The following is a 14,947-nucleotide window of genomic DNA, read 5'->3' on the forward strand; positions in this document are numbered from 1 at the left end:
GAAGCTTGTCATTCCCGGCGCAGGTCCGGCTCTCAATGCAGACCCCGTGGTTTGCAACCAGGTTAGCGGCGGGAAGCTCGGCTTCGGATCAGATGCCGGCTGTCCCGGTGGCCTGAATGTTGCGAAGGTTGGCTTGACACGACCGCGACTGATGTACCATACGTTGTCCTGGACCTCGTATGGAATGTCGCGAAATGATGCGCTCGGTTGAACGTATTCTGGCTGTTTTCGAAAGTTTTAGCGTTGAGAGGAGCAGCCTGTCTCTCCAGGAAATCTCGGAACGCATCGATCTGCCGAAGTCCACCACTTTCCGGATTGTGCAAAGTCTGGAGCGAGCTGGCTATCTGGTTCGGCTGGAGGATCAGCAGTATTGCCTGTCATTCCGGTTCACAAGGCTCGCCGGCCTCGTGCGCGGGACCTTGGGTATCCGCGAAATTGCCCGTCCATTCATGACGGAGCTTGCGGAGACCACGAAGGAAACTGTCTCGCTCCATACGGTCAACGGCGGCAATCGCGTCTGCATCGAATCCATATCGACAGTCACAGCGCCTCTTAGGGCGGTGGTCCAAGCTGGCGAGCAGATTCCGCTTCAGGCCGGCTCCGGCTCCAAGGTCTTGATGGCGTATATGTCGAAAGCGGATCTGACGCCGCTGCTACCGGCGGCTACGAAAGCCACCAAGCAGAGCAAGGCGGCTTTCCTCGACGATCTCGAGCGCATTCGTGAGAATGGTTACGCCGTCTCGCACGGTGAGCGACTGATGGGCATCTCGGCCATCTCGGCGCCGATCGTGGGCGTTGACGAGCAGGTCCATTATTGCCTGTCCGTTGGCGCTCCCACTGTACGCATGCAGATGAATGAGAAGAACTTCATCAAGCTGGTCGTCGAGGCAGCTTTGAATATCTCGCGTCAGTTCGGGGGACACGCCGAGTAGAACAGGCAGGTAGGCGGTAGAAGGGGCGCTCAGAACAGCGATCCCAGCATTCCGCCCTCAACCGGGATGGTCGCTCCGGTGATGAATCCAGCCTGTTCCGACGCCAGGAAGGTCACCACACCCGCAAGCTCGCCCTGCGTGCCCATCCGCCCAAGAGGCGTCAACCGCTTGCGCGCCTCGGCCTGCGCAGCGGTATAGGCTGCCGATCCAGCGCGATGTGGCGTCTCGATCAATGCGGGTGCGACGCAGTTGACCGTGACGCCGCTCAAGCCGACTTCATTCGCGAGATGTTTCATATACGCGGTCACCCCGGCGCGGAAGACCGTCGACAGACTGTGGTGAGCCATCGGTGCCTTCACCGAAGCCGATGTGATGGCAATAACCCGGCCCCATCCGCGTGCAGTGATGAGTGGCATGGCTTGGCTCATCACCTGCAACACACCGGCGAGCTGGTTCTGATAGGCCTCGTCCCAGCGCGCCATGTCGACCTCTTCGGTCGTCGCGCGAATAGGATTGGGCGGACGAGCCGTGTTGAGCACGACGATGTCCAGTCCGCCAAACTCCGCTTTTATCGATTCGACCAGCGTCGTGACGTCGCTGCTCACGCGCATGTCTCCCGCCTTCGCTAGCGCCCGCACACCATGTTGCTGGATGATCTCGCTCGCGACCGTGGTCAGTTTGTCTTGTGATCTCGCGAAAAGCACCACATTTGCGCCCTCCGAGGCAAGCGCGTGTGCAATGTTACGCCCCATACCGCCGCTCGACGCAGTTACCAGCGCGGTCTTCCCTCTAATGCCCAAATCCATGATGAATTGCCTTAACTTTGATAATTGAACGGTTCGATGCGTCGGCTGACTTACGACGCGGTGACTACCACCTCATCGTTCTCGATGTCGAACTTGTGAGGCATGTCTTCCGACGCCCATTTCATATATTCGACAACTTCCTCGAACCGCGGATCACCGGCGCGAAGCACCTCGGGGCGATAGCGGCTATCGAACTTGACGGGAAGGAATGAGACCTTTGCCACGCCCTGGGGGGATACATAGGCTTTCGCCAGCAGGGCGAGGGTGCAGTCTTTGCCATAAGGCATCAACGGATATGCCGGATCGAGGTCCATGAAGTTGCGCACAGCCCCTTGCGCCCATGCCGGTTCATTCGTCCATGCGGGTGCAGCAAAAGATTTGGTCATCGCAAAAACGCCCAGGCTGTAGAAGATGACCTTCCCCTTGTACACCTCGATCGCCTTGGGGATATGCGGCGCATGTCCGACGACCAGATCGGCACCCGCGTCAATGGCTGCGTGAGCGACGGCAACCTGATAGTCGGAAACGATTCTCGGAAGACGAATCGCCCCGGCGTGATAGGCGAGTACGACTACGTCGACCTTCTTGCGCAGATCTGTGATGTCCTCCGTGAGCCGGGCAAGATCCTGCGGAATCGGTGAGGTCCATACCCGAACTGGCTGATGCGGCCCGCGCGTCTCATAGCTCGTCTTAACACGGATGTTGACGACCCCCGGCTTTCCTTTACCGGCGTCGGTCCCGGCGGTTGCGACCGACGTGTAGCCGAGATAACCGACGCGGACGCCTGCTTTTTCAACGATTGCAGGCTGACGGGCTTCATCCAGGTCGCGCCCGGCACCGGTAACCTGCAGGCCTTTTTCGAGAAACAGCTTCCGCGTGTCGAGCATCGCTTCCGGGCCGGCATCGAGACTGTGGTTATTTGCCATCGTCACGGCGTCGAACAGCCCTCCCGTAAAAAGCGTCGACATCTCAACCGGCTGACAGACCTGCGGCGCATGATCCGACTTTACTCCCCTGTCGGAGTAGGTACGCATGCAGTTCACGAAGCGGAAATCGGCGTCGCGCAGGTAAGGCGCTACCAGGTGTGTGTAGCTCTCGACAGGAAAACCCTGCTGTGGCCCATGGGTGGGACCGCAATCACCGCCAATAAGAATCGATGCAAGCTTTGTCATTCCGCCTCCTCGTGTTTTGCCGGCCGTTCGGACCAAAACGGGGCACTGTTAAAAGGCTAGCGTAACTAGCCATCCTTGGAAACCTGTCAGGATCGCGTCGCAGTTCTCGGACCTGTGGTTCCATTCATCGAAACGCGTATTGATTATAGGAACCCTATGATAGCATTTGATGACCGGGCGATGTACGCGGAAACGGTTTGAAAGGTTTCCCCGCGTCTGCTCGCGTTGATGTGACGTGGAATACAAAGGAGACGCTTGTGACTGAGACTGATGGCTGGACCGCGAGCGCCCGGCTCGCTGGCAAGGTGGCGGTTGTGGTCGGGGCAGGGCAGAGCCCGGGCGAAGGTGTGGGTAACGGACGGGCAGTGGCAATGCGTTTTGCGAGGGAAGAAGCGCGCGTTCTGGCCGTCGACAGGTCGCTGGAATCAGCGGAGGCGACCGCGCAAATCATAAGAGGCGAGGGTTTCGAGGCTTATGCGGTGGCTGCAGACGTCGCGCACGAGGACCAACTCGCCAGCGCCATTCAAAATGCCAGACAAAAGTGGGGGTCGGTCGACATATTGCACAACAATGTAGGCGTCAGTCTCGGTGGCGGCGATGCAGACCTGATGGACCTCACCGAAGAACGGTTCGACAACATTTGCCGGATCAATCTGCGCGGAACCGTGTTTGCGTGCAAGCATGCGGTGGCGATCATGCGTGAACAGCGTTCCGGGGTGATTGTCAATGTCTCGTCGGCTGCGGGGCCGGGAAAGTATCCCTATGTGGCCTACAAGGCGACGAAAGCGGGCGTTATTGCGTTCACTGAGCAACTCGCGCTGCAGAACGCACCGCATGGGATCCGTGCCAACTGCATCTTGCCAGGGCTGATCGCCACTCCGATGGCGGTGGATACGCGAGCTCGTGAGTGGAACCAGAGCAGGGAACAGGTTCTCGCGGAACGGGATGCCAAAGTACCCCTTGGTCGGCAAGGCACCGCGTGGGACGTAGCCAACGCCGCCTTGTATCTGGCATCCGACGAGGCGTCGTTCGTCACGGGCGTGTCTTTGCTTGTTGACGGTGGTCGGATTCTGAACCGGATCTGATGGAAGCGGAAGACAGCGAAAATGCTGTCTTCCGCTTCGAGCATCAGCGGACCGCAACGATACCCATCCAGTACTGCATCTGGCCTTCCTGTGTTTCCACCGGATACTGACGGACATACTCGAGCGATCCGTCTTCGCGCACGCGGAATACAGTGAGAGCCGCGGGAATCGTCCTGATCTTGCCGTCGACGCTCACCGCAAGCGGTTTGATGCTCGCTGTCACCAGCAGTCTGCCGGTAGGATCACATGCAAAGGTCCGCACGTGGATGCTTTGCGTGTGAGCATGCTGCACGAGCGTTGGCTCGCCCGTCAGGGAGTTAATCTCGAAGACGGCGATGCTGTTCTCACCGCCAGCAAAAATTTTCTGTCCGTCGGACTCTTCAGCCCGGTCGGCGCGATTTGCGACGTACACGTAACGGCCCGAAGGGTGGACATGAATGGGACCGCCGAGCTGCCGTGTGTCAACGCGCTCGGGTGCTTCGAGAAGGCTACAGCGGTACGCCGGTTCACTCTCAACTGCGTTCTCGGTAACCCGGAACATATAGAGCTGATTGGTGCGCTCGTCTGACACATACATCCATGGACATGTCGGATGAAAGTCGACGTGTCGTGGGCCAAAACCGTAGCCTTGATCTGGTGCGACGACTTCGCCCGGCGAGAGGTTCCCTGAGGAAAATGGGAACAGTCTCAACGCACCAGGATCTTCCGCCTTGTCTGATCGTGCGTGGTTCCCCCGGTCCACGATCAACGCTGCTCGTGCCGACGGCAGCAGGCGTACTTGATGAGGGTAGGCGCCGCAGTCAAGGCAATCATTCTGGTGGATAGGGTCGCCAATCGTGCCGTCTTCGAGAATGGGATGGACGGTCAGACCGCTGCGCGGAAAGTTGTGCGCGCTCAGAAGGTATTTCCCGCTAGGATCAACGCAGGTGTGAACCGCCCGGCGATCGAGCTCTCGCGAAGGACCGTGGGCCGTCAGTGCGCCGTCATGGCCCATTCTGAAAGCGCTCACGTGATTGAAACTCGAGAGCACCCGCGGTCCGGCGGCGCTGGTCGCAACATAGAGATATGGATCGTGCGGATGGGGCCAGGCATACTGGACTTTTGCAAGGATCCGGATGCTTTCCCGCCGGGTCAGGGTTGCGGCCGCCACGTCGACGTCGTAACGCGTCACGATGTCGTCGACGGCACTGAATAGTGAAATCAGGCTCATTGCTAGAGGCTCCAGATTGCGGAGGATCGGGTGGGGTCGCCCCTCCTACCGGAGGATGCTCGACAGGCCGCCCGATCAGGAGATCAGGCGGGCGTGAACACCGGGATGGCGATGCCACCCGCGGACCTTTTGAACACCACCTGAACCCGCTGCCCGATTTTGATCGAGTCATAGTCGGTGTCGACGATGTTTGTGAGCATCGTGGGACCCTCGTCGAGCTTCACATAGGCGATGCAATAAGGTGCGCCGGCGCCTCGACGGGTGACGCTGTAAGTGTAGATTTCGCCGGTGCCGGCGGCGTCCTTCCACGACAGATCGGTGCTCCAGCAGAAGGGGCAGAGGGACCGAGGGTAGTGATGGGCTCGACCGCAGCTTGAGCAGACCTTCAGCAGCAACTTACCTTGATCGGCCGCTTCGAAATAAGGTTCGTCACCAGGATTGATAGCGGGATCCGTGATCTCGCGTTCCGCGACGGTTGAAGTCATGTGAGTTACTCCCTTTCCAAAATCACTGTTGCGCCCCCGTGGCGATTCCCGATAGCGCCGCCTATGCCGGTTGCAAGGGCAAGCGTGCAGTTCGGAACCTGTACCGACAGGTGAGCTTCGGTCCGCAACTGTCGTACGGCCTCAATGATCTTCGTCATCCCGCCACGATTCGATGGGTGGTTGTTGCAGAGGCCACCACCATCGGTGTTGAAGGGGAGTCTTCCCGTACCGGAGATCAGGTTGCCGTCGGCCACAAACCGGCCGCCTTCTCCCTTCGGGCAGAAACCGAGGTCCTCGAGTTGCAAAATTACCGTGATGGTGAAACTGTCGTAGATAGATGCGTACTGGATGTCTGCCGGCGTTACTCCGGCCTCATCGAAAGCCCGCGGCCCGGTCCGCGCGGCGGTCGTGTAGGTCAGGTCGACGTCCCCACCCGTCAGGTGTTTTGTCGACTCTCCGCATCCCAGCACGCGAACACGCGGACGCGAAAGCGACCTGGCGATTTCCGGTCGCGCAATAACGATCGCACCCCCGCCATCGCTCACAACGCATGAGTCAAGCCGGTGCAGCGGATCTGAAATCATCGGCGAGGCCAGAACGTCCTCGACGGATACAACGGAGCGCAGCATTGCGTGTTCGTTGTATTGCGCATGATGGGATGCCGCGACCTTGACCCACGCCAGTTGCTCGTTTGTGGTCCCGAATTCGTACATATGGCGCTTCGCCGCCATCGCGTACAAGTTTAATGGGACCGGACTGTACGGGATTTCGAAAGGGGCGTCGGGGAGGTTGGTTCCCCGGTTGCGGACCTGCGTTCCGGCACTCCCCTCGGAATTTGGCCGCCCCGCGAGCGTAACGAGCGCGACGTTGCATTTGCCGGCCGCGATTGCTTGCGCAGCATGTGCGACGTGAATCAGGTAGGAACAGCCTCCCATGTCTGTCGAATCGATGTGGCGCAGCCTGGTCAGATTTAGATAGTCTGAGAGCGACCACGGGTTTGCCCCAGGTGCGTCACCTGCGCAGAAAAATCCGTCGATGTCGTCGCGCGCGAGTCCGGCGTCCTCGATCGCGCCCTTCGCAACCTCAGCGTGGAGCTGGGCGACCGAATGATGGGGCGCCTTGCGTAACGGGTGTTCGTAGGCACCGACAATATAAGCCTTGCCTCTGATGGTCATACGTAAGTCTCCTGTCTTGATGAAGGAATCCGCAGCGTCCAAACCGGCTGTCACGAGGGATGCGCGGGAGGGTTCTGATGACTGTCCTTCTGCTCTCGCCAGTTTCACTGAGCGGAATCAATGCTATCAGTCAGAACCATGATACCATCGGTTCATGCTCGGAAGCGTTCCACGAAATCACGGGAAATCACGGAATCACGGAATCAGGCTTTCGCGCAACGAGGAGGCGGGCGCAGATGCGGTTGACCTGAATGTTCGTAGGGACACTGGCGTCGTTGCCTGAGCGGGATGCGTTGATCAGGGACACCTGGTCGTCTGGCATTCGCAGATGGGATCGTCAGCGCGTGGGCGCTGTCCTGGAGAGGAAAATGAGCGAAGAGGTGAGGGAAGTGACTACGGAAAATGCTGCGGTGCAGCCGCAGGCGGAGTTCAGGATCTGGCAATGCGCGTTGTGCGGCTTTATCTACGATGAGGCGGAGGGGCTTCCATCGGAGGGCATCGCGCCGGGCACCCGGTGGGAGGACGTGCCGGCCAATTGGGTTTGCCCCGAGTGTTCGGTAGGCAAGGCCGACTTCGACATGGTGGAGGTATAAAGTATGACGGATGCGGATGAAGGGCCCGTGGTGTTGTCGCCGGTGTAGCTTGCGATACGATACTCTCGTCACTTCCGGTCCCACACCGACACCCGCGCGCACCAACCGTCGTGCCGAGCAACTAAATGAAGGCTTCTGGTCCGTCGAGGCAGAAGCTGACCAGTCCCAGAAAAGACAATTCAGCCGCGCAAGACGGTTGAAGGAGACACCATGAGCCAGTCAGTGCAGCCGCCTCTTGAAGATTGGGGTGATAGCGTAGCAGGCAGGTCTGGCGCGACCGATCAGCAGATACAGCACACGTATCGCAAGGTTGCGCTCCGACTCGTGCCGTTTCTTTTCCTGTGTTGGGTGGTGAATTACCTTGACAGGGTGAACCTTGGTTTTGCCAAGATGTCACTGTCCCAGGATCTCGCGCTTTCTGACGCGGCCTACGGGTTGGGGGTCGGGCTGTTTTCGATTGGCTACGTTCTTTTCGAGGTACCCAGTAACCTGTTGCTGGAACGAATCGGGGCTCGGCTGACCATGACTCGCATCATGGTGCTGTGGGGCGCGGTAACGTGCTCGATGATGTTCATCCACACGACCACCCAGTTTTACCTCGCGCGCATTCTTCTCGGTGCGGCAGAAGCAGGCTTTTACCCAGGGCTTCTTCTATACCTTACCTACTGGTTTCCGTCCGCTCGACGTGCACGCATCACATCGCGCTTTTTGCTTTCGATCGCCGTCTCCGGAATCGTGGGCGGTCCCATCGCGGGGTGGATCCTTCACAGTTTCAACAATGTGGCAGGGTTGCGTGACTGGCAGTGGCTATTCCTGCTTGAAGGGCTGCCAGCGATCCTGCTAGGTGTTATCGCATACTTCTATCTCGACGACCGCCCCAAGGACGCTAAATGGCTCACCGACGCCGAGAAGCAGATCCTGACCGACAATATCCAGGCTGACAGGAAGTTCAAAGGTTCAACTGGCCATCAGGGACTGCTCGCGGTTCTCCGGGATCCACGGGTCTATGTCGTCGTACTCGCTTCTCTGGTTACACCGATGCTTGGCATCGTGATGAACTATTGGATACCGACGATCATCCACCGTGCAGGGGTGAAAGATATTCTCCACGTCGCGATGCTCTCAGCGATACCTTCGATTTTTGGTGCCATCGGAATGATCCTGATTGCGCGGCATTCCGACAAGCACGTAGAGAGGCGCTGGCATTACTTTTTCTCGATTTCCATTGGAGCAGTCGGACTTGTGCTGCTGCCTCAGGTAGGCAGCAACCCGGTGCTCACGATCGGATGCCTGTCGCTGCTCGGCATCGCATATTACGCAGGCAGCACGATGTTCTGGACGATTCCACCGGCGTATTTTTCGGCCGGGTCGGTTGCGGCGGGTATCGCGCTGATGAGCAGTCTCGGGCAGGCGGGTTCACTGCTGACGCCAACCTGGCTTGGATGGCTCATGACGAATACCCACAGTATTGCGATCGGCTTGTACACCATTGCAGCAATCGCGCTCGCTGGAGGTCTGATCATTCTGGTCGGTGTGCCGGCCGCCGCGCTGCGAGAGCGCCAGGACTCGTCCCTGTAATCGTCATCTGGCTTCGGTCATAAATTAATAACGGTAGATGTGCATGGACACGGTAGAGCTGAAAGCAAAATTCGATCTCGATACTTCGATCGGCTTCATTGGACTCGGCGCCATGGGCGCACCGATGGCACGCCATCTTGCCCGCCAGGGCTACAAGCTGTTCGTCAACGACTTCAACCGTGCGGCGGTCGACTCGGTCGTGGCGTGCGGTGCACAGGCGATGGCCTCGGCCCGGGATGTAGCGGATCAATGCAGTATTGTTCTCCTGTGTTTGCCATCGCTTCCGGCGATTCGCGATGTCATCTTTGGCGAAGCGGGGGTTGCTGAAGGTTCTGCAGTTCGCGTCGTGGTCGATTTTTCGACGACGGGTGCGAACTTCGCGCGGGAAGTGGCGGAGGCGCTCTCAGCCCGTGACATTGCGCTGCTCGATTCTCCGATTACCGGAAATGTCACGACCGCGGGCAATGGCACATTGGGAATCATGTGCTCGGGGCCACGGGCGGCCTACGATTGCGTTGCCGCAGTCATGGCGACGCTCGCCAGCGCCACGGTGCTCTATCTTGGAGAGGAATCGGGTAAGGCGCAGACGCTGAAATTACTGAACAACCTCCTGTCTGCGACCGGCATGGCGTCGACATGCGAAGCGTTCATTCTGGGTGTCAAGGGCGGACTTGCGCCGCGGCGGATGCTTGAGATTATCAATTCGGGAGACGCGAGCACGAGTGCCTCCCGGAACAAGTTTGGGCGTTCAGTGTTGCCGCGCCGCTTCGATTTTGGTGCCCGGATGGCGATCACGGCGAAGGACATCAGCCTGTCTGTCGAAGACGCCCAAGCTCGCGGCGTTCCAATGTGGGTGGCCCAGGCAGCCCAGCAGATCTGGAAATTCGCGTCTACCCAAGGCGGGTACGACCGGGACGGTACCTCCCTGATAACCTACCTTGAACCATGGGCTGGCATTGAAGTAATCAGTACTGTTGAAGAGCCGTCATGTCGGCTTTCGTGTCCTGAACCCGCGCATCGACCGCTGGTGCTGATCTGCAGTCAGGCGTCGGTGCGCGGGTTGACGGATCGGCTGGTCGCGTCGGGCTTCGTTTGTCAGCAAAATGAGGACGACTCGCACCTGACCCGTCTGGGGGCGCCACATTCGTCACACGTCACCGTGACACTCCTTGGTGTAACGGACAGGGAATCAGAAAGCGCGATTGCCGGTCGCGCGCGAAAAACTGCCTGTGACGGAGCAGTAGTTGTGAACATGTGTGCGATGGCAGTAAGTAAAGCGGCCGGGATAAAGGCGCTTCTGGGTTCAAAGCTCCCTTATTGCGACGTGCTTCACGCCGGAACGCATCGCGAGGTCGTGGCGGGTGATGGTGTGATGATCGTCGGTGGTGAAGCAGTAGCCATTCAGGCAGCAGGCCATGCCATCGCAACGCTATGTCGCGACGCCTTCGACATCGGGTCGACCGTCGGCGCCGCACATTTAATGCTGCACATCCATACGACGCTGTTCGCAACTTTGCTGGCGGTAACCAGCGAAGCGTATGTCGCCGGAGCCAAAGCAGGACTCACTCCCGAGCAGATGGCAAAGATCATGGGAATCGAGACAGGTCGCAATGCGGCGAGTTCACGCATTCTGCCCGGCGAGGTGGCGACACGCAACTTCAACTACGGCTTCAGTTTGGCCGAGGTATCCGCCCGACTCACCACAGCAACCGACGAGGCGCGCCAGCTCGGCGTGACCACCTGGATCTTCGACAAGGTACGAGGTATCTATGGTCTCGTCCAGGCATCTACGCGGCCGACTGACGACGTCACGACTATCGCGCTGCAGTATGAGCGGTGGGCCGGAGTCGAAGTCAGGAATGCCGGATCGGACACCGGACGGCGTGCGTAGCGGAGCGCACTATGGCATGTGCGCATGATTTTCATCGTCAGTGGAATTCATTGAAAAGGTCGGATCGGCATGGACAGGAATGAAGTGGCGCACTCCCGCGGGACTGCGAGTGTGGCGTTCAAGGGAACTACCCATCGTCAGATCGTCGAGTTGGCGAAATGGACCGACCTGCTGAGTGAGGAGGCCCTCGAACCGGATCTTCCAATCATCGATCCCCATCATCATGTCTGGGATGACGAACGCGGACGGTACATGACGTCCGAACTGATGCATGACCTTTCCAGCGGTCACCGTATTGAATCGACGGTGTTCGTGCAGTTCAAGTCCGGATATCGGAAAGAGGGCCCCCCGTCGATGCAGCCCGTCGGCGAGGTTGAGTTCGCGCGTTCGTTCGCGGACGCCTGCGAGATTCAGAACCCGGGCGGGCCGCGAGTGTGCGAAGGGATCATTGCGCACGCAGATCTGACTCTCGGGGACGACGTGCAGCCTGTGCTCGATGCAATGGCGGAGGCCGGAGGCAAACGGCTCAAGGGAATTCGGCACAGCGCTACCTGGGACAGTGGCAGCGCTGGATACGGGCGGACCTTCGCAAGACCACATCTTCTTTCCGACGCGACCTTCAGACGAGGATTCGCCAGACTCATTCCACTCGGCCTCACATTCGATGCATGGCTCTTCTATCCGCAATTGCCTGACCTCGTTTCCCTTCTGCATGATTATCCCCACGCTTCTGTCGTCGTTGATCACGCGGGAGGCGTCCTTGGCGTAGAACCGCACACCGACCGTGCAGCTGTCTTCGGCGCCTGGCGAGAAAATATGAAGCGGGTCGCGGGCTACCCGAATGTGATGGTCAAGATTGGCGGCCTGGGGATGCTTTACGCAGGGTGGGATTTCCATCTTCGCGACAGGCCGCCGTCGTCCAACGATCTGGCGGTCTGCTGGAGGCCATACGTAGAGACGTGCATAGAACTGTTTGGCCCCGAACGGTGCATGTTTGAAAGCAACTTCCCAGTCGATAAACAGAGTTGTGGTTATGGCGTTCTCTGGAATGCGTTCAAGCGGATCACCGAGCGCTTCTCCCCGTCAGAAAAGCTTGCGCTCTATAGCGGCACGGCTGCGCAGGCCTACAGAATGCAACGGCCGATTGGCCTGACACCGTCGTAAGCGCGAACTTATGCAGTGCCCCCTGGTCGTGGCCAGACGCAAACGTCGGGTCACAGCGGGGTTGGGGGCGCCTTTCCCCTTTTTTCATCAGTATGGGCGACGGCCAGATTTTCAGGCGCATCGGTAGTTCGAGAGCGCGGCCCTTTCGCTGCTGTGATCCACTCAGATAGCAAATTTGCATCACTGCAGCTGGTGACTTGGTGTTTCTCTGATCGGAACTGGTTTCTTTTTTTGTTGACTTGAATCCTTTGGCGGTCGTAAAGTGATTTGAACGGCTCTGTACGAGCCAGCCTGGAGCGCAACCCGACAAGCGGTCGCGCGAGAGAGGTTTGGCAAGCGGGCCCGCAGGAAAAAATCAACAGGAGACGGATTTGTCCTATCGCACTGAAACAGTAGCGCAGCGCTACGGTCGGTTCATCGCGAATGCGAGTCTGGCGAGCTTCCCGAGCGACGTTCTGGAATACGGAAAGATGCTGGTAGCCAGTACTTTGGCGAGCGCAGCATTGGGATCGACCCTGCAATCCAGCAAACTGATCAGAAAACTTGAAAATGAACGTGGTGGTTTCCCGGTCAGTACGGTTTGGTTTGGGGGCTGGGACAGATTGCCCGCGGTAGCTACGGCACGTCTGAACGGCCTCATGAGCGATGCGGCCGCATCCGACGACAGTGACCTGCGTAATATCGTTCACAGCGGCACGCAAGCCTGCGCAGCCGCGATCGCCGTTGGGGAAGCTTGCAATGCAAGCGGAGCTCAGGTTCTTGAAGCCGTCATCGCGGGTTACGAAGTTGCGGGAAACATAAACACGGCGATGATTGGTGGCTTGCAACGCAAGGGCTTTCACGGTTGTGTGGTCGCGACGTTCGCTGCGACGGCAGCTGCGGCGCGTCTTCTTAAGCTTCATCCTGATCAGGCGGCACATGCGCTGGTGCTCGCAGCGACGTCGTTAGGAGGCCTGCACGCTGTTGCTGCAACGAGCCTTGCGCGTGAGTATCACGCAGGGAATGCAGCGATGATGGGCGTGAACGCGGCCGAAGCGGCAAAACATGGATACACCGCAGATCTGGCCGGGTTTGAAATGCCACGAGGCTTTTTCGATACGCTCGGCACAAGCAATCAGGCAAAGAGTGCTGTCGAGCAACTCGGCACGAAGTGGAGCCTTCAGACAGAGTTAGGCATCAAGCTGGTTCCTGGTGGCTCTCCATTTCATGCTGTAGCGGAAGCCGCAGCCATCGCGGCAACGGAGGGCGATCTTGATGTAGCTGACATCAAGGAAATCGAATTCACGCTCCCCGACTATCCGTTCCCTGGGCCGAAGCATCCGACCGACCTCATCGGCATCGCCCACAGTCCGTTCTACTTCGCCGCCGCTGGAGCCGCGGACCGCGAGTATGGCTGGCAGCATGCTCTTCCTGAAAAGATCGCCGATCCGCGCATTCGTTCCCTCTTCGATCGTGTTACCCGGCTCGATTATGACGTTCCGAACAAAGCGGATTTCAAAAGCGGCGCGATCGTGCGGATAACGACTGTTGGTGGTGCGGTTCACGAGACATCTGTGCTTGCACCCAAAGGTGCGGCGGTGCGGGGAATCCGCTGGGTCGAACTCAGGCAGAAATATGAGGCCCTGATGCCATACGGTGGGGTGGGCGCCAGGCGCGTAGCCGCCAGTTTCGCCCAGATACAGGACATGAATGCTCTCTCGAGCATCCGCGATCTGATCGACACGATAAAAGCAGATATGCCGTCGTGAGAGGAGACTTGCGCTGTGCTGGCGCAATTGATTTAACTGTCGCGCAACGCAGGCTTCATGCTCTGCAGTCGCGCGAAAATGAAGCGAGGAGACACAAGTGAAGACGTTGAAAAAATTTGCAATCGGAATGCTGATCGCTGCTGCCAGTGGATATTCAGGCATTGCTTCGTCGGCCGACTACCCGTCCCGAACGATAAGGATTATCGTGCCCGTATCGGCCGGTGGATGGGGTGACGTGACCACCCGGGTCGTTGCACAAAGGCTCGGCGAGGTGCTTGGCCAATCGGTACTCGTAGACAACCGGACCGGGGCGGGTGGCCTGGTGGGGATTCGATACACGAAGGAGCAACCGGCTGACGGGTACACCCTGATGTCCACAGGTAGCACAATTTCCATCCAGGAAGCGCTCAACAAGGAGCCAGGCTTTGACGCTCTGAAGGATTTCACTTTGGTTGGGACCTTCGCACGGTCACCAGCCCTCATCGTCGCAGGAGCAAAGTCGAGTTACAAAAGCCTCAGCGATCTGATCGCAGATGCGAAAGCGCATCCGGGACAGATCACTTACGGATCAGCTGGGATCGGTACGACGACGCATATCGCTGCGGCAATGATGCTTAAGCAGGCGAAACTCCAGATGCAGCATGTGCCCTTCAAGGGCAATGGTGCTGCGATGCCCGATGTGATTGCGGGCCGGGTGAGCTTCATGATCGACGCATACGGCAGTAGCGCGGCCGGCCTGCATGGTGGGCTTCTTAAGGCACTCGCGGTCACCAGCGACTCGCGCCTGCCCGTACTTGCCGACGTTCCCACGGCTGCGCAGCAAGGGCTGCCGGGTTTCACCTATTACTACTGGCTCGGACTGTTCGCGCCGGCCGGAACGCCGAAGGATGTTGTCAAAAAGCTAAACGACGCCATGGCAAAGGTGCTAAGTGATCCGGCGTTGAAGGCAAAGTTGGAAGCGCAAGGCACGGAGCCGTTTTACAAGACCACTGCGGATTCGGGCACGTTCCTGAACAAGGATCTGACCGACAATCAGGACATGATCAAGGCGATGGGAATTCCTAAGCAATAGTCGCGGACACCTAAGGAGCAATAATGCGATCGGTCG

General features: G+C 58.7%; 13 protein-coding genes. 8 read left to right on the plus strand and 5 right to left on the minus strand.

The features are described 5' to 3' along the window. The first annotated feature begins 194 nt into the window (after positions 1–194). On the plus strand, positions 195–932 hold the full coding sequence (locus OKW35_RS11925; protein WP_429552077.1) for an IclR family transcriptional regulator: 738 nt from the start codon (positions 195–197) through the stop codon (positions 930–932). Positions 933–961: 29 nt separating this feature from the next. On the opposite strand, the gene OKW35_RS11930 is transcribed toward OKW35_RS11925, so the two are convergent. Together OKW35_RS11930 and OKW35_RS11935 are read right to left on the minus strand one after the other, a co-directional pair. Continuing rightward, positions 962–1,738 carry an SDR family oxidoreductase gene (locus OKW35_RS11930; protein ID WP_429552078.1) on the minus strand — a complete coding sequence of 259 codons (777 nt, stop codon included), beginning with the start codon at positions 1,736–1,738 and terminating at the stop codon, positions 962–964. Between the two features lie 50 nt (positions 1,739–1,788). Next, positions 1,789–2,910, minus strand: a complete 1,122-nt coding sequence (locus OKW35_RS11935) for a CapA family protein (RefSeq protein WP_429552079.1) — start codon at positions 2,908–2,910, stop codon at positions 1,789–1,791. A 257-nt stretch (positions 2,911–3,167) separates the two neighbouring features. Here OKW35_RS11935 and OKW35_RS11940 point away from each other — a divergent pair, with 257 nt between their 5' ends. After that, a complete protein-coding gene (locus OKW35_RS11940) occupies positions 3,168–3,995 on the plus strand; it encodes an SDR family NAD(P)-dependent oxidoreductase (protein ID WP_429552080.1) in 828 nt (275 codons plus the stop codon). A 43-nt stretch (positions 3,996–4,038) separates the two neighbouring features. Here OKW35_RS11940 and OKW35_RS11945 read toward each other — a convergent pair whose 3' ends face one another. The 3 genes from OKW35_RS11945 to OKW35_RS11955 form a co-directional block, all read right to left on the minus strand. After that, entirely contained in the window at positions 4,039–5,205 is a 1,167-nt protein-coding gene (locus OKW35_RS11945; protein WP_429552081.1) for a lactonase family protein, read from the minus strand. Between the two features lie 83 nt (positions 5,206–5,288). Beyond that, positions 5,289–5,690 carry a Zn-ribbon domain-containing OB-fold protein gene (locus OKW35_RS11950; RefSeq protein ID WP_429552082.1) on the minus strand — a complete coding sequence of 134 codons (402 nt, stop codon included), beginning with the start codon at positions 5,688–5,690 and terminating at the stop codon, positions 5,289–5,291. A gap of 5 nt (positions 5,691–5,695) precedes the next feature. Next, positions 5,696–6,865, minus strand: a complete 1,170-nt coding sequence (locus OKW35_RS11955) for a thiolase domain-containing protein (RefSeq protein WP_429552083.1) — start codon at positions 6,863–6,865, stop codon at positions 5,696–5,698. Between the two features lie 368 nt (positions 6,866–7,233). On the opposite strand from OKW35_RS11955, the gene OKW35_RS11960 reads away from it, so the two are divergent. The 6 genes from OKW35_RS11960 (at position 7,234) to OKW35_RS11985 (ending at position 14,911) form a co-directional block, all read left to right on the plus strand. After that, on the plus strand, positions 7,234–7,458 hold the full coding sequence (locus tag OKW35_RS11960) for a rubredoxin (RefSeq protein ID WP_429552084.1): 225 nt from the start codon (positions 7,234–7,236) through the stop codon (positions 7,456–7,458). 210 nt (positions 7,459–7,668) lie between these two features. Next, the gene (locus tag OKW35_RS11965; protein WP_429552085.1) at positions 7,669–9,036 is read left to right on the plus strand and encodes an MFS transporter; all 1,368 of its coding nucleotides are present in this window, start codon (positions 7,669–7,671) and stop codon (positions 9,034–9,036) included. 43 nt (positions 9,037–9,079) lie between these two features. Continuing rightward, positions 9,080–10,927 carry an NAD-binding protein gene (locus OKW35_RS11970; protein ID WP_429552086.1) on the plus strand — a complete coding sequence of 616 codons (1,848 nt, stop codon included), beginning with the start codon at positions 9,080–9,082 and terminating at the stop codon, positions 10,925–10,927. 69 nt (positions 10,928–10,996) lie between these two features. Further along, complete coding sequence (locus tag OKW35_RS11975) at positions 10,997–12,091, plus strand: amidohydrolase family protein (RefSeq protein WP_429552087.1); 1,095 nt, start codon at positions 10,997–10,999, stop codon at positions 12,089–12,091. Between the two features lie 371 nt (positions 12,092–12,462). Further along, on the plus strand, positions 12,463–13,839 hold the full coding sequence (locus OKW35_RS11980) for an MmgE/PrpD family protein (RefSeq protein ID WP_429552088.1): 1,377 nt from the start codon (positions 12,463–12,465) through the stop codon (positions 13,837–13,839). A 97-nt stretch (positions 13,840–13,936) separates the two neighbouring features. Next, a complete protein-coding gene (locus OKW35_RS11985) occupies positions 13,937–14,911 on the plus strand; it encodes a Bug family tripartite tricarboxylate transporter substrate binding protein (protein ID WP_429552089.1) in 975 nt (324 codons plus the stop codon). Positions 14,912–14,947 lie beyond the last annotated feature (36 nt).

This window comes from Paraburkholderia sp. MM5477-R1, from assembly GCF_050436385.1.
Lineage (GTDB): Bacteria > Pseudomonadota > Gammaproteobacteria > Burkholderiales > Burkholderiaceae > Paraburkholderia > Paraburkholderia tuberum.

Coding starts and splice junctions, on each gene's coding strand:
- OKW35_RS11945 (WP_429552081.1), bottom strand. CDS start 5,205: ATGAGCCTGATTTCACTATTCAGTGCCGTCGACGACATCGTGACGCGT.
- OKW35_RS11925 (WP_429552077.1), top strand. CDS start 195: ATGATGCGCTCGGTTGAACGTATTCTGGCTGTTTTCGAAAGTTTTAGC.
- OKW35_RS11960 (WP_429552084.1), top strand. CDS start 7,234: ATGAGCGAAGAGGTGAGGGAAGTGACTACGGAAAATGCTGCGGTGCAG.
- OKW35_RS11970 (WP_429552086.1), top strand. CDS start 9,080: ATGGACACGGTAGAGCTGAAAGCAAAATTCGATCTCGATACTTCGATC.
- OKW35_RS11930 (WP_429552078.1), bottom strand. CDS start 1,738: ATGGATTTGGGCATTAGAGGGAAGACCGCGCTGGTAACTGCGTCGAGC.
- OKW35_RS11965 (WP_429552085.1), top strand. CDS start 7,669: ATGAGCCAGTCAGTGCAGCCGCCTCTTGAAGATTGGGGTGATAGCGTA.
- OKW35_RS11935 (WP_429552079.1), bottom strand. CDS start 2,910: ATGACAAAGCTTGCATCGATTCTTATTGGCGGTGATTGCGGTCCCACC.
- OKW35_RS11955 (WP_429552083.1), bottom strand. CDS start 6,865: ATGACCATCAGAGGCAAGGCTTATATTGTCGGTGCCTACGAACACCCG.
- OKW35_RS11975 (WP_429552087.1), top strand. CDS start 10,997: ATGGACAGGAATGAAGTGGCGCACTCCCGCGGGACTGCGAGTGTGGCG.
- OKW35_RS11950 (WP_429552082.1), bottom strand. CDS start 5,690: ATGACTTCAACCGTCGCGGAACGCGAGATCACGGATCCCGCTATCAAT.